Origin of the sequence: Idiomarina sp. ST10R2A5, assembly GCF_051842325.1 — a bacterium.
GTDB lineage: Bacteria > Pseudomonadota > Gammaproteobacteria > Enterobacterales > Alteromonadaceae > Idiomarina > Idiomarina abyssalis.
Genome location: NZ_JBNIEX010000002.1, coordinates 24,042 through 42,251 on the forward strand (window position 1 = coordinate 24,042; position 18,210 = coordinate 42,251).

An 18,210-nucleotide genomic window follows, 5' to 3' on the forward strand; every position below is an offset into this window, starting at 1 on the left:
ATGGAGAGGTTAATGCAAAATAGATGCCAGTATAATTTCTTTATTTTTCAGTCGGTTGGATTATCATTTATTGTCAAAAGACTGACACTTGCCTTTAATCTTTCTGAATTCCGTACTTTTTCATCTTCTCAACCAGAGTCGTACGCCGCATGCTAAGTAACTCCGCGGCCTTAGCCACCACCCAGTCCGATTTTTCCAGTGCCTGAGCAATCATTCCGGTTTCTATTTCTGTCAGCATGTCTTTTAAATTAACGCCATCGTCCGGTAATTCAGAGCTGTCATTAGCGGGTCCTACTTGCGCATCATCGCTGTCATCGTCCGACTCATTAAAAATGGCACTAAGCGCTTCACGCTCCAGCATTTCTTCCGGGTAGTCCGGGCTGGGAGCACTGTGCTCAACATGCTGATATTTCGGCGGTAAGTCAGGAACATCCACCAGGCTGTCAGGGTGCATAATGGTCAAGCGCTCAATCAGGTTTGTCAGTTCACGCACGTTACCCGGCCAACGATGATAAGAAAGCGACTCCAGTGCCCTTTCCGTAAAGCGCACGCCCACACCACGCTCCTTTTTGAAACGCTGGGTCAGCTCCTGTAATAACAGTGGTACATCTTCCTGACGCTCTCTCAATGCAGGCATCTCAATCGGGAAAACGTTCAAACGGTAATACAAATCCTCGCGGAATTTACCGTCAATGATCATCTGCTCCAGCTCACGGTGGGTTGCTGCAACAACTCGTACGTCGGCAACAATACTTTTACTGCCACCTACGCGCTCAAAAGTGCGCTCCTGTAAAACCCGTAGCAGTTTTACCTGCATTGGCATTGGCATATCACCAATTTCATCCAGAAAGAGGGTTCCCCCCTGAGCCAGTTCAAAACGCCCTTTGCGCGCGCCTATTGCCCCGGTAAATGCCCCTTTCTCATGGCCGAACAATTCACTTTCTAATAAGTCTCCGGGAATGGCACCGCAGTTCACCGGCACAAAAGGCCCTTTGTTGCGTTCTGATAAATCATGGATACCGCGGGCGACAACTTCTTTACCGGTTCCGGACTCTCCCAGAACAAGAACGTTGGCGTCCGTAACCGCTACTTGCTCGATTAATTGCCGCACATGTTTCATGGTGCGGCCATTACCAATTAAGGTCTGCTCCAGTTTACCACTGCCGGGATGCCGCGTTCTTGCGGGCTTAATTGGCATTTGCTGATGATACGCCTGACAGTAATGCAGCATATTGGACAAACTGGCGTAGTCAAAAGAGTCCTCCAAAGGACCAATGACATTGGCTTTTTGTAGCGCCTGATGCTGTTGCGTGTTCGCACAAATAAAAGGAAGGTGTGGCGAATCGCCGGCCAGCTCCATCAGGTTATCAATACCATTGCCGGCAATGACACACAGAGCATCGGTTGCAGAGAGTTTAAGAGTGTCCGAAGGAGATATGACTTCAACGGTTTCACCAATAAAGGTTAATACCGTTTCAAAATGCTGACGACGCTCTGGTTGCTGTTCAACCAGGTAGACTGTTCTTGTTTTTGTCATAGACGAGTTTACCGCAACGTCCTATTTCACATTTCCTAACACAAACGCTTCACCCGCACTCGAGAGATACCACTGCTCCTGCCCATCGACAGTTCGTGACTCTGCGTGTGAAACCCACTGATAGAATACATTGCGATGTACTCTTGCTGTCAATCCTCTTTGCATCACAATATAAGGGATGCCCTCTTTCATTGTGAGCGGATGTTCAGAACTTAATACCAGAGTATCACCGATATTGGTGGTTAACAGCAATAATTGCTCACCATCTTCTTCCCTTTGTTCCCAGTCGACGACAACAAAAGGCGTATCTTCAACAGTAATTTTAACTTTTTCAGCTGGTGTTACTAAAAAATAGTCGTCTTCCTCGACCACCAGGACCGAGGCAAACAGCTTAACCAGCGCCTGACGCTTTATCTGACTCCCCTGATAAAACCAATCACCATTAGCGGCAATGTGAATGGGAATCTCGCCGCAATAAGGCGGATCCCACAATTCGGTCGGCGCGTGTTGATGTTTTTCCAGTTCAGAGATCAAACGGTTCAGTGACATAAATCAAAGCTTAGTCGACTAACTTCTTCTGTCTTAATAAATACCAAAGCGTTGCTTCTGTACGGTTTGATACTTTTATGGCCTTAAATATTGCCGATAAGTGCACACGAATAGTGCCTTCGGTAATACCCAGAATATTGGCTATCTCTTTATTCGATAAGCCCTGCGCCAATAATTGCATAATCTCTAATTGCCGTGGAGACAGGAAACTTTCAGCGCCGCTGGATTTATCACGAGGTTCATTCAAATGCGGGTCATCAGGAATATGACGATCACCATTTAGCAAGGCGCGAATAGCCAGCTTAGCCTGCTCAGCTGAACTGTCTTTCGGCAAGTAGCTACGAACCCCTGCCGCCAGTACCTGGCGTACTTCGGAGATGGAACGTGGGCGCGTAAACAAGACGATATGCGTGCGCGGCGCAACTTTTTTCAAGCGTTGCAGAGCTGGACGGATTTCAGCGTCCGGCAAATCCATCTCTAAAAAAATCAGATCGTAATCATCAGCTGCTAAATAACTTTCCGCAATCTCGAACGAATCAGCCTCATAGATTGAGGGTTGATTCGCATAGTTGGTAAGAATTTGTATAAGACCAGCACGCATAAAAAACTGCGGATCAATAATTAGAACTTTCATCCTGAAATCCAAAATAATGCCTATTCAATTAACTTTTAGCATACCTAAATTATAACAGACAGCAAGTTTTTTACGGTTATCTAACAGCTTCCCGAATGTCATGTTAACTTAGTTAACAAAAACTTCCGGCAACACCTAGGCGGTTGTACAGTAAAAACGCTATAGTGTTGTCTAAATTATTTGCCACGGAGTTAAATTACAATGCGACGCATTACCTGCTTAGTTATAAGCCTGGGCTTATCAGCTTCAGCCATCGCCGACACCTTATATACCAACATGAAGGGTTACACCCTGACCAGCCCTGCCGGAGAAAGTGCGGTATTACAGAAGTTCTCTACCATGCTGGTGGAAAACGGAAAGGTTCAGGCGATAGGCGGCGAGACTCTCGCCCAACGATTTGCTGATACAGACAGTACGGTCGACATGAATGGCAAAACCGTACTCCCGGGGTTAACTGACGCCCACGGCCATATCCAAAGTTTGGGCAACAGTCTTCTACAGGTTGATTTGCGCGACACTGAATCTGTTTCTGACGCAGTCCAAAAGGTTCGCAGCTACGCTAAAGAGCAGCAGGAAATAGAATGGATTACCGGCCGCGGCTGGAACCAGGAACAATGGAAGAAAAAAGTCTTCCCTAGTGCAGCAAATCTTGATGAAGTTGTCAGTGACCGTCCCGTCTGGCTGATGCGCGTCGACGCCCACGCAGGCTGGGCAAACAGCGAAGCACTGCGCCGCGCGGGTATTGATAAAAATACCGTCTCTCCTGAAGGTGGCGAAATTATCCGTGACGAACAGGGTAACCCCACCGGTGTTCTGGTCGATAATGCAATGCAGCTGGTTGAAGACATTATTCCCGAACCTTCGCTTCAACAGCAACGGGCCGCATATGAGTTGGCTTTTCAGCACCTGGTTAAACTTGGCATTACCAGCGTCCACGACGCAGGCATTAATTCTGACGAAATTTCCATTTACAAAGGTTTGCATAACCAAGGTCGTATGCCGCTTCGGGTTTACGGCATGATTGCAGCGACCGAGCCGAAGCTCGCTCAACTTCTGGCTGAAGGGCCTTACGAAACCCGGGACCAGAAACTGGCTATTCGCAGCGTTAAAATATATGCCGATGGTGCGCTTGGAAGCCGCGGAGCAGCGCTGATAGAGCCTTACAGCGATGACCATGACAACCACGGGTTAATGGTAACTTCAGAAGAGAAAATCCAGGAGCTCTATAAACTGATCATCCCACACGGTTTTCAGATAAATACCCACGCCATTGGCGACCGTGCTAACCGTGTCGTTCTGGATAATCTGGCCGAAGTCTATGATGAACTCGGCGGCCGCAATTTACGTAACCGCATTGAACACGCACAAATTGTGCACCCGGATGACCTGAAACGTTTTACCGAGCTTAATCTGATTGCTTCGATGCAACCGACCCACGCTACCAGCGACAAAAATATGGCGGAAGATCGTCTGGGTTCTGAACGTATGGCGGGAGCTTACGCATGGCAGACATTGCTGGATGAGGGTACCGTTATCGCCGCAGGGTCTGACTTTCCGGTTGAATTAGCGAACCCTTTCTACGGCCTGCACGCAGCCGTTACTCGTCAGGACCGCGATAATATGCCTTCGGGTGGCTGGTACGCCGAAGAAAAGATGAGTCTTGAACAGGCTTTGCGTTCATTTACCATTGATGCCGCTTACAGTGCCTGGCAGGAACAATCCCTCGGTTCGCTTGAACCCGGTAAATGGGCTGACTTTATTGTACTGGAGCAGGACCCTTTTGCCGTTGATGCCAGCCAAATTTGGCAGACTCAAGTTGAGCAGACTTACGTTGCAGGCGAACGCGTTTACTAATGGAGTAGCAGCATCATGAACGATGATTTTCTGTTTTCTGAGGACGAACCTGATGTGGCCGTCGAAGAGGTTTGCGAGCCTTATCATGTGTTGATTGTCGATGACGATGAAGAAATTCATACCATCACCAAAATGGCACTGGGCGAATTTAAGCTTGATGGGCGTCCGCTGGAGTTCCATTCGGTTTACTCGGGAAAAGACGCCATTGCGTTTTTGCAGGAAAACACCGACATCGCCATGATGCTGCTGGATGTGGTTATGGAAACTGACCACGCGGGTTTAGATGTCGCGCAATGGGTGAGAGAAACCCGGAAAAACCGGTTAATCCGCATTGTTCTGCGTACCGGGCAACCTGGTCAGGCACCAGAGGAAGACGTAATTGCGCGTTACGACATTGATGATTACAAAGAAAAAACCGAGCTGACTTATCGCAAACTGGTCACTCTTATGTACTCGTGCCTTCGTGCTTACCGAGACTTAAAAGCTATTGAACGTAACAAACGAGGCTTAGAAAAAGTCATTAACGCATCGGCAGAGGTGTTTTCGGCCCGCTCAATGCATGGCTTATGTCAGGGGATACTGGAACAGCTTGTTGCCCTAATCACCTTGTCTGACGACGCTATGTACTGCCGAATTGACGCGTTAACCGCCAGCTCGAATACCAGTGAGCCCTTTGAAATTATTGGTGGCACCGGAGAATACGAAGGTGCGGCAGGACAACCGATAAAAAGTGAAATTGACTGGGATATCGTTCGCCCAATGCAACAAAGTTCGCAAAATGTCGACTTCCGGATAGTAGACAATAATTACTACGGCCTTTATAAAACCAGCAGCTCACGCCAGTATTTGCTCTTCATTCGCGGTGTCCGTGACTTATCTGAGCTTGATCAAAACTTGCTGGGCCTTTTTGTGAATAATAGCTCCATTGCTATTGATAACCTGCAGGCCACTGAGAACGAACGAGAGGCTCAGCGTGAATTGCTTTATTGCGTTGGAGAGGCTATTGAAAAGCACTCCATCGATGAAATCAGCCATCATGTTAAACGATCAGCCGAAATGGCCGGGCAACTGACCATTTTTGCCGGCGCAACGCACGAACAGGCGGAAGCTTTAAAACAAGCTGCATCAGTCTACGATATAGGTAAAGTATCGGTACAAATGGAGCTCGCTCAGCGTGCCGATGTCTTAAGCATTCACGACTATGAAGAGATCATGCAGAAGGTGATTCAGGGTCATGATTACTTACGTCAAACCGATACCGCTGTGGCGAAAATCGCGGCTGCTATTGCGCAGGATATTCATGAACGCTGGAATGGTTCGGGTTTTCCAAGTCAGAAGTCAGGCAAAGACATTGACCTTAATGCCCGTATAATGACCATTACCAGTCACTTTGATGCACTGCGCACGCAGCGCAATTATCGTGACGCCAAAGAGTCTAAAGACGCTGCCGATTATCTGTTGCAACACAGCGGCAGGTTCTTTGACCCTGAGCTGGTCGGGCTTATGCTGGACAATCTGGATGCGATGGAAAAAATACGACAGCGTTATCTGGATAAAAAGTAATATAATAAGCGACTGGAAACTGAAAACGGGGCCTTCCCCAAGTCCATAAGGAGCGGTCATGGATTTACAAGCAATGCGCAGAGAGTACGGTTTAGGCAGTTTGCACCGGGAGCAGTTGAATTCAGACCCGGTGAAACAATTTGAACTCTGGATGCAGCAAGCCATAGACAGCGGCTTATTGAGCGATCCTACCGCGATGACAGTGGCAACGGTCAATAATGAACGTGTCCCAAGCCAGCGTATTGTTTTATTGAAAGGCTATGACCATAAAGGCTTCCGTTTTTACACCAATAAAAACAGTCAAAAAGGCCAGGATATAAGCACTAACTCGCAGGTTAATCTGCACTTTGCCTGGCTTCCGCTGGAACGACAAATTAGCATTACCGGCAGCGCTATCCCGCTGGACAGTGAAGATAACGACCGCTACTTCCATTCTCGTCCCAAAGAAAGTCAGGTAGCCGCCCTTGCTTCGCAGCAAAGCCGCCCGGTAGAAAGCCGCGATGTACTGGAAAGCCACTATAAGTCGCTACTGCGTGAATATGAGAATACCGAAGTGCCACGCCCTGAACACTGGGGTGGTTATTGCATCGAGCCTCAGCAATTTGAGTTCTGGCAAGGCGGCCAGCATCGTTTGCATGACCGCTACCTGTACAGCAAAGATGGCGCTAACTGGCGTATTACCCGCTTACAGCCTTAGGTAATTCAACCCCACAAAACTCAGCGCAGCGTTGCAGAACTTTTAACGTTGCGCTGCTGTAGTAAACACCCTGCTGCAATTGCTCACGTTTGCGTTGCTGAGCGGCTTCTCCGGGAATACGCACCGGTTGTTGCGGATCGGCTGCCGCACTTTTTCGGCTATCTTCCAACAAATCATCAACCTGCTGTAAAAACGCCTGTTTATCCCCAAAAGCTTCCGGATCAATCACTTGTATCCATACCGAGTTCGCGTCACCGTCATCAGCTCCCTGCCGGCGACCATACTGACTTAACGCCATGGACCAAATTTCGCTGAACAGTGTCAGGCCATAACCTTTATAGCCGAGCTGTTCTCCACCCAGCGGCGCTATCGCGCTACCCGGCGAGTCGAAAAAGGTTAACGGGTCGTCGGTCCATTCGCCATCGGGTTTAATCAATGCTTTGTATGGCAACTTCGTGCCGTTGGCTTTTGCCTGACGCACTTTCCCCGCGGCAGTCATAGAGAAGCTGATATCAAATAGCAGTGGATTGCCGGAGCTGGGCACGCCCACCGCAAAAGGGTTAGGAGAAAATACCGCTTCTTTACCACCAAAAGGTGCCACAGCACGTTGCCCGGGGGTTGAGCACATCAGGCTGACGACCAAACCCTGCTCCGTCGCTATAGTCAAATAAGCCGCTAATGAAGCTACATGCTGACTGCGTCTTACAACCACGGTTCCGGTACCGGCTTGTTGCGCCATTTTGCAGGCGGCATCAATAGCCTGCGGCACCACGTAGGGACCCGGTAAAAATTGGGCGTCCCAGTTCGCAGCCGCAGCACGCTCACTTAATACCACAGGCTGCCCTTTTGCCAGGCTCTTGCCGTCACGCAGCCATTGGCAATTGTTCAACAGGCGAATTAAACCATGGGTACTAAAACCCAGTAAATCACCTTCCAACAGGTAATAACTTACATTGCGCGCGACCTCCCCCGAAGCCCCCGCCTCGGTCAGACAAGTTCGCGCCCAGTCCGATAATTCTGAATAATCAAAACGTACAACATCAGTGCTCATGAAATTTCCTCTTGGTCACGGCCTGCAGGTCGTTTAAGCTACGCATACGACATTATCAAGGAGTAGAGATTGTGTCATCAGCTAACACAATAAACCGCATTGCCGTTATAACCAGTGGTGGCGATGCCCCGGGCATGAATGCCGCTATCCGAGCCGTTGTTCTGGCCGCGGAGAACTATGGTATCGAGGTCATGGGCTTTCGTCATGGCTATGAAGGACTCTTAAATAACGACTTTGTAAAGTTAGATCGTAAAGACGTTGAACATATATTGCAGTATTCGGGCACTATTATTAAAAGTGCCCGCAGTGAGCGTTTCAGAACCGAAGATGGTGCGCGCGAAGCAGCAACGAATTTAGACGCACACCAAATTGACGCCTTTATCGTTATTGGCGGCGACGGTTCATTTCGCGGTGCTGAGCATTTAGCCAACTTTTGGGAAGGTCCCATTATAGGCATACCCGGCACCATCGATAATGATCTCTTTGGCACGGATAACACTATTGGCTATGACACGGCAGTAGAAACTGCCATGGATGCGCTGGATAAAATCCGGGATACCGCTGAAGCCATGGATCGCGTATTCATCGTTGAGGTTATGGGGCGCAATGCCGGTTATATTGGTATTAGCAGCGCTATGGCAAGTGGTGCCGAGCGAATGATTCTGCCCGAGCTACAAAAAGATAAACCCTTAACCGTAGCGGCGTTGGTTAAGCACATTGAGTCGGTACAGCGCGTACGCGGAGACTCCAGTTACGTTATGGTGTTATGTGAAAATCAATGGCCTGGTGGTGCGGTTCGACTTGCAGAACAGCTAGAAGATCGTCTTAACTTACCCTGTCGTCCGTGTTTACTTGGCCACGTTCAACGCGGCGGACGCCCTACGGCGATGGATCGCATTTTAGGTACTCGTCTGGGTGTGCACGCTGTTGAATTAGTCCGCCAACAAAAAACTGGCGTTATGGCCGGCGTTACGGCGAATGAACTCAGCGAAACACCATTAGCCGATACCTGGACCAAGCGTAAAAAATTGAGCGAAGAGTTAATTAATATTCAACAAAGTCTGTTTAATCCGATCAAAAAAGATCGCAGCAAATCGACGAAGTAAGAGAGGTCTGCAACAACAATGCCCCTAACGCCACTAACGGTGCCACTACCCGTACCATTAAATGACCCGAGCCGCCCGTTTTTCGGCGCGGAGCACAGCACCGACTTACATCCGGGGCATACCCATATTCTTGGGTTTGGTTTTGATGGTACCGCCTGCTTTCGTAAAGGCACCCGAGAAGGGCCCGACGGTTTACGCGCGGTTTCTGAGGACATTGAGTCTTACTCGCCGTATCTCGACGCCGACTTAGAAGACCAAAGCTTCTACGACTTAGGCAATCTGAGGCTGGGCTTCGATGACGACGAAGAAAAGCAATGGCATCACGCGGTTCATGACTTTAACGCGATATTTGATTCCGTCGACCTGGCTCAGGAAAAAATTAAACTGCTGACCTTAGGTGGTGAGCATTCTATTTCTTACGCTCCTATTGTGAAGTACTTAAAACAATACCCCGATATGGTGTTGCTGCATCTGGATGCTCACGCGGATTTACGCGATGGCTTCCTTGGTTACCATTATTCACACGCGTCTATTATTCGCCGTTCGGTCGATCACTTTGGTCCCGGCCATGAGCTCATTCAATACGGCATTCGCTCTGGTACACGCGACGAGTACCAATGGATGAAAGAACACAAAACCATCCGCAGCTCGCGTAAAGATTTCCTCGACAGTGTTGAGGCTATTGCTAAGGATCGTCCGGTTTACCTGACGCTGGATCTCGATTATTTCGATCCTTCTTTTTTACCTGGCACAGGAACTCCGGAGCCGGGCGGTGAAGATTTTCATTCCTTTGTCAGCCTGATGAAACTCCTGCGCCAGAAAAATCTGGTGGGTGCTGACGTGGTTGAATTGTCACCACAAATAGACCCAACCGGTAACTCCGACGTGTTCGCCGCTAAAATTGTGCGCGAATTATTACTCGTTTTACAACAGTCGGGAGCCTGAGATGTCAGACTGGAATATCGATCAAGCAGAAGAATTGTATGGTGTTAACCGCTGGGGCGCGGGCTATTTCTCCATTGGCGAAAACGGCAACATTCAAATTCGACCTAACCACCGCTTGCCAGATGTCACCATTGATATGAAAGAAGTAGTGGATGAAATTATTTCGGAAGGTATTCAGTTTCCGGCCGTTATCCGTTTTCATGACATTTTGCGCTCGCAGGTTGAAATCATTAACGAGACTTTCGGTAAGCTGATAGCTGAGGCCAATTACCAAGGGCAGTATTGCGGTGTATTTCCCATTAAAGTGAATCAAATGCGCGAAGTGGTTGAAGAAATCATGGACGCAGGTGAACCTTATAACTATGGCCTTGAGGCTGGCTCTAAGCCGGAGCTGATGGCAGTAATGGCGTACAACGACAATCCCGATGCGCTGACTATTCTCAATGGCTACAAAGACAAAGACTACCTGACTCTGGCACTGCTTGGCCGTCAGCTGAAACGCAAAATGATCATCGTTATTGAAAAGTTCAGCGAACTGGAAATGCTGATCCCGCTGGCGAAACAAATGGGCGTTGAACCCATGATTGGTCTGCGCTCAAAAATGATGGTAAAAAGCTCCGGTAAGTGGGCTGGTTCCAGCGGCGACCGCGCTAAGTTTGGTTTAAGTATTGCCGAAATTCTGAATGTTATTGAACGGCTGCGCGAAGAAGACATGTTGCACTGTGCCAAGCTGCTGCATTTCCACATTGGTAGCCAGCTGTCCGATATTCGTAAAATTAAAGAAGCCGTCAACGAAGGCGCGCGTTTGTACGCCAAATTAGTTCAGGAAGGTGTGCCTTTAGAATACCTGGATATCGGCGGAGGTCTAGGCATCGATTACGATGGTACCAGCACCACCAGCGACTCCTCGCGCAATTACTCCACAGAAGAATACGTAGCTGACGTTGTCTGGGGTGTGAAACAAATTTGTGACCTGGAACAGGTGCCCCACCCTAATCTAGTCAGTGAAAGTGGTCGTGCGATGACCGCGCACCACAGCTGCGTTGTCACCAACATTGTTGGCGAAATGAAACCGGCCGGTACACAGTTCGATATCAGCGCCAGTGAGAACGAACACATTTTAGTTAAGAACATGCGCGAACTACACAGCTCCGGCGACCAGTTCCACCCGCAGGAACGTTATAACGACGCCGCCGGCTATAAGCAAAATGCCTACGAAGCCTTTAAACTTGGCATATTATCACTCAGTGAAATGGCCAAGCTGGACACCATGTACTGGCAAATACTCACCGACATTCACCATTCACTGGATAAAGACAGCTACGTTATTCAGGAGCTGGAAGAGTTAGAAGACATGCTCGCCAGTCAGTACTTGTGTAACTTTTCGGTATTTCAGTCCGCCGCCGATACCTGGGCCATCGGGCAAGTACTGCCGGTGGTGCCTATTTCGCGTCTTAGTGAAAAGCCCGAAGTACGCTGCTCAATTGTCGATATTACCTGCGATAGTGACGGTAAGCTCAGTAAGTACGTTGAAGGCACTGAAATTAGCGATCACATCCCCATGCATAACTTGCGTAAAGGCGAGGATTACCACGTAGGCTTATTCCTCACCGGCGCCTACCAGGACGTTATGGGCGATATGCACAACCTATTTGGCCGCCTAACCGAAGTGCATGTGTACTGTCACGACGATGAGCCCGGCGACTTTTATATTGAAGAAGTGGTACCGGGCACATCGGCCGAAAAAGTACTGCAAACTATGCAGTATAATACCGAGTACATGGCCAAAACTGTGAAGAAACAAATTGACCGTCAGGTACGTAAAGGCTCACTGGCGCCACGTGAAGGTGTTCGCTGGACAAACTTTTACGAGCACTGTTTAGCCGGCAGCACCTACTTACGCGTTGAATAATTCACCAAAACAACCGCTTAATGTGCAATTACTGAGCAAACAGTAAAAAAGGCACGAAAAGCGGTTGACTCGAAACCGAAAAAAACGTTTAATACACGCCGTTGCCCGGATAGCTCAGTCGGTAGAGCAGAGGATTGAAAATCCTCGTGTCGGTGGTTCGATTCCGCCTCCGGGCACCACTTCCCCCTCCTTAGTGGTCCTTATTAGTACTTTAACTCCTTAATAATCAAAGACTTGATCGTAACTTTGGTCTTTTGCAGTCCTTTCGGGTTCAGTAGTATCCAGACTTTTTAGTACACTGTTTAGTAACACAGAACAAAATATACTAAAGGCGTGTTACTAAAATGGCCCGTATAACTAAACCGCTAAGTGCTCGTGAAGTCAGTGAAGCTAAGCCTAAAGACAAAGAATACAATCTTTATGATGGACAAGGACTTCAACTAAGAGTCAAACCTTCGGGTAAGAGAGTTTGGGTCTTCAATTATTTCGAGCCTTTCACTAAACGGCGCAGAAATTTAACACTTGGCGACTTTCCTGATTTGTCTTTAGCTTTAGCACGTGAAAAGCGCCAGCAGAATCGGGAGTTACTTGCCCAGAATATTGATCCTATATCTCACCGTGACGAAGAATTCGAAGCAGAACGGGCTGCGGCGGGCAATACATTCAAAGCAGTGGCTGAGCGTTGGTTCGAGACGCATCAGAAAGAAGTAAAGCCCGACACAGCCAAAAAGATTTGGCGTTCACTAGAAAATGACGTATTCCCACGAGTGGGTTCAATTCCAATCAAAAAATTAATAGCACCGAAAGCAATAGAAGTCATTGAAGCCCTTACCAAACGAAATAGCCTTGAGATGGCGCGTAAGGTCGCTCGCCGGATGAATAACGTAATGTCGTTCGCTCTTAATGTTGGATACATCGATCATAACCCTCTGACAGGCATCAATCGGGTAATACCCTCATCAAGGGTTCAGAACATGCCATCCCTGACTCCTGATGAATTACCAGAGCTCATGCGGGCTTTAAACTTCGCCAATATCAAATACGTGACTCGGTGCTTGATTGAATGGCAACTACACACCATGGTCCGCCCCGGTGAAGCAGTGCAAGCCCGCTGGGAGGAAGTCGATTTCGATAAATCTATATGGACGATTCCTGCTGAGAAAATGAAAATGGAACGACCTCACGAAGTGCCATTGACTAAGCAGTCATTAGCATTATTAGAGTTCATAAAACCACTGAGCGGTCACAGAGAGTTCATATTCCCCTCTGATAGAGCCCCCCTTAAGCATGCCAATAAAGAAACCGCTAACATGGCGCTCAAGCGCATGGGCTTCGAAGGCCGTCTAGTTGCCCATGGTCTTAGAGCTCTCGCTAGCACCACGCTTAACGAGCAAGGTTTTGACAAAGACGTTATTGAAGTTGCGCTGGCGCATAAGGACAAAGACAAAATTCGTGCGGCATATAACCGCGCTACTTATATGAAGCAGCGCAGGGAAATGATGGAGTGGTGGTCTGAGCATATTGAAAAAGCATCGCGGGGTTCTATGAGTCTTTCTTCTGCGAAAAAAAATGAAACATGATGTCGTGACGCTCATCTAATCGAAAATCGATTAGGTGGTCAAATCTGCCCATTCAAACTGCCTAACGTAGAAGTACTCTAATACATAGTTTTTACGTCTTCATGAGACAAAAATTCGGTCCTTTCAATACATTTATCAGCCACCTTAACGTCTTTGTGCATCTCTAGCCTAACGACATTAAAATCCTCATAAGAGCCACCCAAACTGGCATATCCATTTTTATATACATCAAGTATTTCAGGGTGACTGTCGGTTAAAGAGTGAATCAATTCTTCTATTACGCTATTCCTCGTTTCTCCATATCTGGAACAGTCCCAAACAAATAAGCCAATTGTTCTTCGGATGTTATCGATATCAGGATTTTTTTGCTTTTCAATTAATCCTTCACTGTATGATACCGCTTGCTTCCATTTGCGAGTATTTAGTGAGTACTCTTTTATCTCCTTGTCACTGGGCTGTTCTATTTTTGAGGTTAGATTAATATTCTTCTCTAGTCCTACGTACATCCTAATCCAAAACCTTTGCAACCTCGAAACTTCCAATACATAGTCGAGTGAAGAACACTGCCGTTTATCGACATATATAGCAACGTCATATCGCTCTGAGATCCTAACCACCTGAGTCTCACCAAGGTCGAACGATGAAACAAGTTTTTTCCGTTTTCCTTTAAAATTCTTACCCAGAGCCTTTTTATGAGGTTCCAAATACAGATCGAGCTCTTTTTCATATGACTTCCACAAAGAAGTAATTTCACTTTTATACGCCGAAAACGGTTTCTTAACATTAAGATAGATTAGTAAATTATAGTCCTTCTCGGGGGTCTCATTTGTGCCATAAGGAATGATTTCAAACCCTTTAGGACATGCACCTTTTTTTTGGAAAACATAATCCTGCAACTTTTCAAGTTTACGAACGCCCTCATCTTTGTGAGCTATAAAAACATCCCAGTTCTCAAGATCGTCAAGTTCCTTCGTTAGAGATGAGAATAGAAATCCATAGCGGTTTGCTATTGAGTGAATCATTTGCAGTTCAATGAGCTCTCCTTCGGGGATGCCCTCTGAAACATGCAACGCTTCAATCAACACAATATGCTTTTGCTGCGCGATGATATTGTGAATGTCTTGGTCTTCCTGATATCCCAGCTTTTTATGAACTTGGCTTATCAGAGCTCTTTCAAGTAACGCCAAGTCATCAGAATATAAATTATGATTAGAAAATTCCTCTTTACTCGTCTTTTCGTGAAAGCTCAAAAGCCACTTCAATGCTTCACTAACTTTCCCGCTGAACTCTTCACTTTTTTCCTCAGCAATTTTCAGGTGGCGTGCTGAGTACTGGAATAACCACCAATCTCTGCTTAAAACTCTGTTGTCCGAAACACTCGTTTCAACATCAATGTAACGGGGGCCACCTTCCCCGGAATACCCAATCATTACCTGACCCTTCATGACTACTCCTAAGTTTTTGATTTATCTCCCACACGCAATTAATTCACATGGCAAGAGAAATGGACTCTAATTGACCGGGTTGAAAGCAGCTAACTACTAAGGAGTCAAAATGCATGCTCAACAACAATTCGCTGGACGAGCATTGAAACTGCAGGAAGTTCTCAATCTACTTTCCATTTCAAAATCGTATCATTTTGCAAAACTAGATAGTAAGTCCAAAAGTTATGATCCGACTTATCCCCGACCTGTCAGCATAGGTGAACGTTCGGTTCGATACATGGAACATGAGGTTTTGGAATGGCTGGAAAAACGTATGGAGGAAAGAGATGCACAATAACCCAGTGCTGCCTCCCCCCAACCTTAATCGAAGCCTAGAGGGGGGACTGCACCATACCCCGATAACACAAGGAGCGATTGAGTCTATTACTAGGAGTATACAAGCTTCTGAAGGATTAGTACTGCAAAGTTTGCTCGGCTCCATGGCAACTGTGGTGCAGGAAATTGCGGATGTTGAATCAATTTTTGGGGGAACTGTACCTACATCATTATTCCTATGTGCAGAAGGAAGTTCAGGAGTCAGAAAAACAGCTGTCGCCAAGCGGGTGTTTTCAGCAATTCATGATTTTCAAAATGAAGAACTCGAAAACTATTTGCTAAAGAAGGAGTTATACGAAACGAAGCGTGAAATCTTTGACGAAAAGCGGAGAGATGCAAAAGACAAGTTACGAGCGGCGTGCGCATCAGATAACGATGAACTGATGGAGGCAGCGGAACAGAAGTTAATCTCAGTCAACGGACAAAAACCAAAGGCGCCTACTCAACCAAACTTTATATTTGAGGATGCTACTACTGAAGCGGTGCAAGACCAGATGTACCGAGGTCCTGGCTTTGCCACAATTTTATCTAACGAAGGGGGGACTGTATTTAACGGACATGTGGTTAGAAACATTACTTTTTTTAATAGTCAATGGTCAGGTGAACCATACAGAGTGCACCGAAAAACAGGCGATAGCTTCTCGATAGAGAATGCGAGGTTAACCTTTTCGGTGTTAATTCAAGATAAAGCGTTAAAGAAGTTTAATAAGAAACATGGTGAGGAAGCTATTGCTATTGGCTTCTGGGCGCGATTCCTTTTTAGTTGCCCAGGCAGTAACCAAGGCTTTAGGTTTATCGACCAAGCTAGTCTCAAGGAACAAAACGGAGAGGGTGAAAAACGGTTTAACGTGAGAATAAATGAGTTGCTAAATGAACTTAAAGGTTTAAAGGAGGGTCGTGATAAAAATCGTAAACTTATTAAACTTTCTGAAGAGGCGAAAGAGCCCGCAATTGAATTGTACAACGAAATTGAGGCATCACAGCAGCCAGGATGTCGATTAGAGTATGCCAAAGACCACGGCAGTAAGTTATTTGAAAATATCACTCGCGTCGCCGGCCTACTCACCTATTTTGAGCGCGGACCTGGAGCTGAAATTAGTTTGGGAATTCTCAGGGACGCTGAGCGGATAGTTTTTCACTGCTCTGACGACTATTTGAGTTACTTTAAACACTACCCGGATTACATAAGAAATGCACTTGAACTCAAGGCGTATTTTCAACAGCTCAGAGACAACGCAGAACGCTACGTTAGAAAAGGGGTTCTACGTAGAAGTAGTCTATCATTTATGCGCAATGTCGCGGATAGGGATCAAGCGTTAGAAGTGCTTGCAAACTGGGGTGAGATTAAGGTCTACACATACAAAAGTGGCTTAGTCGTTATTGATTTAAAACCATACGAAATCTACGAGCCTAGAGCTTGGGAAAACTTTTGTAATGCCCAAAACCTTTCTAGCGACTATATCGGCAATCCACCTCTAATACGTATACCGCCTTATTCGACAGCCTCAAGGTGGACTTAGTCAAGCCTTGTAGTTGCGTATTTCACAAACTTTATAGAGAGGTGCTAACAGCTAATACTTAAACGAAGCTCTAGTCCAGAGCTGAAGACCATGAAAAGTAGATATTTCTGATACCGGTATCAAGAGTATCAAGGTTTTCGACCATTTCGACTTGAGAATGGCCTGAAAACGGCTCTAGCTGCGAGGAACTGATCAGCCTCGTAGCATTGCCCAACCGGCAAAATTTTTTGCCAAGTAGATTCTAACTTCCGAACACGAAAGGTTAATCAAAATCGTCGGGAACACCGTCACGTTGGATCAAAATGTGACGTGAATGCCGACACTCGTTTTTTCGGTAATAGTAATACTTATTACTAATGCTGTTTGTATCATTCATTGGTACGTCTAGTAACCAATGCTTAGTCAGTAATAGGTAAGCCCCAAAGCTTACCGTCTGACTTATGGTTAAAGATTACAGGATCAGAGCATCTATGAGTGGTCAATGATCAAGGAGCAAAATATGAATTTACCAATACGCAATCCAATGAACCACAACCATACCCTCTACTACGATAGCTCCTACAGAGATTTCCCTTTGTGGTCTCAACATGCGCCATATATTGAGGGTGACTTAAATCGCCTTTATAACACCATGGAGCGAGCTCTCCAAGGTCATAATAGAACGTTAGCAGTGCGATTTGACTTGAAGGTGCCATTAGCTGGTATGCCTCCGCATCGTGTATCACCGATGGAAGACTTCTTTAGAATCATCAATCGAAAAGTGAGAACCAAATATGAGAATGAGAAAAAGATCAAACCCTATCCTCACAAGTGTACTGTCCGCTATGCCCAAAAAGTCGAGCAAAGCGTGCAGTCTCCGTATGAGCATTACCACGTCGTACTGTTCGTAAGTAACGACATGTTCATGCGAGTTGGTCATCTAGGCCCTGACGATGACTCGCAGTTAGCGGTAATCATCAGAGAAGCTTGGCATAACGTTGTTGGTGTTGATGAGAATACAACTGAATACCTAATACATGGCTCTACGCCCTCTTATTACCGTCTACAGGGTCCGTTAAATTCTTTTGACCCTGACCATCAAAAAGCATTTCGACATTTCAGTTATTTATGCAAGGAAAAGACGACTCTATACCGGCGAGGACGCCCGGCGTTCACCACAAGCCGTAAATAAGACAAAAAATAAAGCGCCAGCATAAGGCACCAAGCAACGTAGCGGGGGGATACTTGGCCTCCCTCCGTTCTTAACGACAATACATCTGCCCCCTTTCAGCAAAAGTAACCGTTTCCTGGGCTACTACGATGTGGTAAAGCACCGGGACGTCTATTTTGTTTTAATACGTCCCTAATGCGCCTCGTCACATGGTTGTGCTCGCGAACCTTGTGTCGCTCTGCTTTTTCACTTCAATTTATATACGAAGCAGTCGAGGGAGTACTTAGTGGTT

At 46.7% G+C, this 18,210-nt stretch carries 15 protein-coding genes and 1 tRNA gene; 11 read left to right on the forward strand and 5 right to left on the reverse strand.

What is annotated here, in order from left to right:
• Nucleotides 1-94 precede the first annotated feature (94 nt).
• Genes ACP7FG_RS02840 through ACP7FG_RS02850 form a run of 3 tightly spaced genes read right to left on the reverse strand, consistent with a single transcriptional unit; the run spans nucleotide 95 to nucleotide 2,720 of the window.
• Entirely contained in the window at nucleotides 95-1,537 is a 1,443-nt protein-coding gene (locus ACP7FG_RS02840) for a sigma-54 dependent transcriptional regulator (RefSeq protein ID WP_054490638.1), read from the reverse strand.
• Nucleotides 1,538-1,558: 21 nt separating this feature from the next.
• Complete coding sequence (locus ACP7FG_RS02845; protein ID WP_439225460.1) at nucleotides 1,559-2,086, reverse strand: DUF1285 domain-containing protein; 528 nt, start codon at nucleotides 2,084-2,086, stop codon at nucleotides 1,559-1,561.
• A gap of 10 nt (nucleotides 2,087-2,096) precedes the next feature.
• Nucleotides 2,097-2,720 (reverse strand): LuxR C-terminal-related transcriptional regulator, encoded by a 624-nt coding sequence (locus ACP7FG_RS02850; protein WP_054490632.1) that lies wholly within the window; start codon nucleotides 2,718-2,720, stop codon nucleotides 2,097-2,099.
• A gap of 201 nt (nucleotides 2,721-2,921) precedes the next feature.
• On the opposite strand from ACP7FG_RS02850, the gene ACP7FG_RS02855 reads away from it, so the two are divergent.
• From ACP7FG_RS02855 to pdxH, 3 genes are read left to right on the forward strand one after another with little or no spacing between them, the layout of a single operon-like run.
• The gene (locus tag ACP7FG_RS02855) at nucleotides 2,922-4,574 is read left to right on the forward strand and encodes an amidohydrolase (protein ID WP_439225461.1); all 1,653 of its coding nucleotides are present in this window, start codon (nucleotides 2,922-2,924) and stop codon (nucleotides 4,572-4,574) included.
• Between the two features lie 15 nt (nucleotides 4,575-4,589).
• Nucleotides 4,590-6,137, forward strand: coding sequence for a DUF3369 domain-containing protein (locus ACP7FG_RS02860; RefSeq protein ID WP_439225462.1), 1,548 nt, complete (start codon nucleotides 4,590-4,592; stop codon nucleotides 6,135-6,137).
• A 58-nt stretch (nucleotides 6,138-6,195) separates the two neighbouring features.
• Entirely contained in the window at nucleotides 6,196-6,834 is a 639-nt protein-coding gene (gene pdxH, locus ACP7FG_RS02865) for a pyridoxamine 5'-phosphate oxidase (RefSeq protein WP_439225463.1), read from the forward strand.
• Here pdxH and ACP7FG_RS02870 read toward each other — a convergent pair.
• Nucleotides 6,815-7,885 (reverse strand): Ldh family oxidoreductase, encoded by a 1,071-nt coding sequence (locus ACP7FG_RS02870; protein WP_278358175.1) that lies wholly within the window; start codon nucleotides 7,883-7,885, stop codon nucleotides 6,815-6,817. The two genes, pdxH and ACP7FG_RS02870, sit on opposite strands and share 20 nt — an antisense overlap.
• 71 nt (nucleotides 7,886-7,956) lie before the next feature.
• Between ACP7FG_RS02870 and ACP7FG_RS02875 the strand changes: the two genes are divergently transcribed.
• The 5 genes from ACP7FG_RS02875 to ACP7FG_RS02895 all read left to right on the forward strand — a co-directional run bounded on the left by ACP7FG_RS02875 (nucleotide 7,957) and on the right by ACP7FG_RS02895 (nucleotide 13,428).
• On the forward strand, nucleotides 7,957-8,991 hold the full coding sequence (locus ACP7FG_RS02875; protein WP_439225464.1) for a 6-phosphofructokinase: 1,035 nt from the start codon (nucleotides 7,957-7,959) through the stop codon (nucleotides 8,989-8,991).
• A gap of 18 nt (nucleotides 8,992-9,009) precedes the next feature.
• The gene (speB, locus tag ACP7FG_RS02880) at nucleotides 9,010-9,936 is read left to right on the forward strand and encodes an agmatinase (RefSeq protein ID WP_054490622.1); all 927 of its coding nucleotides are present in this window, start codon (nucleotides 9,010-9,012) and stop codon (nucleotides 9,934-9,936) included.
• A gap of 1 nt (nucleotide 9,937) precedes the next feature.
• Nucleotides 9,938-11,848 (forward strand): biosynthetic arginine decarboxylase, encoded by a 1,911-nt coding sequence (gene speA, locus ACP7FG_RS02885; protein WP_439225465.1) that lies wholly within the window; start codon nucleotides 9,938-9,940, stop codon nucleotides 11,846-11,848.
• 103 nt (nucleotides 11,849-11,951) lie between these two features.
• Nucleotides 11,952-12,027: transfer RNA gene (locus tag ACP7FG_RS02890), tRNA-Phe, on the forward strand.
• A gap of 165 nt (nucleotides 12,028-12,192) precedes the next feature.
• Nucleotides 12,193-13,428: an integrase domain-containing protein gene (locus ACP7FG_RS02895; protein ID WP_439225466.1), complete on the forward strand. Its 1,236-nt coding sequence runs from the start codon at nucleotides 12,193-12,195 to the stop codon at nucleotides 13,426-13,428.
• Nucleotides 13,429-13,505: 77 nt separating this feature from the next.
• Here the strand turns inward: ACP7FG_RS02895 and ACP7FG_RS02900 are convergent, their stop codons facing one another.
• Nucleotides 13,506-14,873: a hypothetical protein gene (locus tag ACP7FG_RS02900; RefSeq protein WP_439225467.1), complete on the reverse strand. Its 1,368-nt coding sequence runs from the start codon at nucleotides 14,871-14,873 to the stop codon at nucleotides 13,506-13,508.
• 109 nt (nucleotides 14,874-14,982) lie between these two features.
• Here ACP7FG_RS02900 and ACP7FG_RS02905 point away from each other — a divergent pair, with 109 nt between their 5' ends.
• The 3 genes from ACP7FG_RS02905 to ACP7FG_RS02915 all read left to right on the forward strand — a co-directional run bounded on the left by ACP7FG_RS02905 (nucleotide 14,983) and on the right by ACP7FG_RS02915 (nucleotide 17,939).
• Nucleotides 14,983-15,210 carry a helix-turn-helix transcriptional regulator gene (locus tag ACP7FG_RS02905; protein ID WP_439225468.1) on the forward strand — a complete coding sequence of 76 codons (228 nt, stop codon included), beginning with the start codon at nucleotides 14,983-14,985 and terminating at the stop codon, nucleotides 15,208-15,210.
• Entirely contained in the window at nucleotides 15,200-16,768 is a 1,569-nt protein-coding gene (locus tag ACP7FG_RS02910) for a YfjI family protein (protein WP_439225469.1), read from the forward strand. Before ACP7FG_RS02905 ends, ACP7FG_RS02910 begins: the two co-directional genes overlap by 11 nt.
• A gap of 631 nt (nucleotides 16,769-17,399) precedes the next feature.
• Nucleotides 17,400-17,939 (forward strand): YagK/YfjJ domain-containing protein, encoded by a 540-nt coding sequence (locus tag ACP7FG_RS02915; RefSeq protein ID WP_439225641.1) that lies wholly within the window; start codon nucleotides 17,400-17,402, stop codon nucleotides 17,937-17,939.
• Nucleotides 17,940-18,210: the final 271 nt, after the last annotated feature.

Coding starts and splice junctions, on each gene's coding strand:
- ACP7FG_RS02840 (WP_054490638.1), bottom strand. CDS start 1,537: ATGACAAAAACAAGAACAGTCTACCTGGTTGAACAGCAACCAGAGCGT.
- ACP7FG_RS02845 (WP_439225460.1), bottom strand. CDS start 2,086: ATGTCACTGAACCGTTTGATCTCTGAACTGGAAAAACATCAACACGCG.
- ACP7FG_RS02850 (WP_054490632.1), bottom strand. CDS start 2,720: ATGAAAGTTCTAATTATTGATCCGCAGTTTTTTATGCGTGCTGGTCTT.
- ACP7FG_RS02855 (WP_439225461.1), top strand. CDS start 2,922: ATGCGACGCATTACCTGCTTAGTTATAAGCCTGGGCTTATCAGCTTCA.
- ACP7FG_RS02860 (WP_439225462.1), top strand. CDS start 4,590: ATGAACGATGATTTTCTGTTTTCTGAGGACGAACCTGATGTGGCCGTC.
- pdxH (WP_439225463.1), top strand. CDS start 6,196: ATGGATTTACAAGCAATGCGCAGAGAGTACGGTTTAGGCAGTTTGCAC.
- ACP7FG_RS02870 (WP_278358175.1), bottom strand. CDS start 7,885: ATGAGCACTGATGTTGTACGTTTTGATTATTCAGAATTATCGGACTGG.
- speB (WP_054490622.1), top strand. CDS start 9,010: ATGCCCCTAACGCCACTAACGGTGCCACTACCCGTACCATTAAATGAC.
- speA (WP_439225465.1), top strand. CDS start 9,938: ATGTCAGACTGGAATATCGATCAAGCAGAAGAATTGTATGGTGTTAAC.
- ACP7FG_RS02895 (WP_439225466.1), top strand. CDS start 12,193: ATGGCCCGTATAACTAAACCGCTAAGTGCTCGTGAAGTCAGTGAAGCT.
- ACP7FG_RS02900 (WP_439225467.1), bottom strand. CDS start 14,873: ATGAAGGGTCAGGTAATGATTGGGTATTCCGGGGAAGGTGGCCCCCGT.
- ACP7FG_RS02905 (WP_439225468.1), top strand. CDS start 14,983: ATGCATGCTCAACAACAATTCGCTGGACGAGCATTGAAACTGCAGGAA.
- ACP7FG_RS02910 (WP_439225469.1), top strand. CDS start 15,200: ATGCACAATAACCCAGTGCTGCCTCCCCCCAACCTTAATCGAAGCCTA.
- ACP7FG_RS02915 (WP_439225641.1), top strand. CDS start 17,400: ATGGAGCGAGCTCTCCAAGGTCATAATAGAACGTTAGCAGTGCGATTT.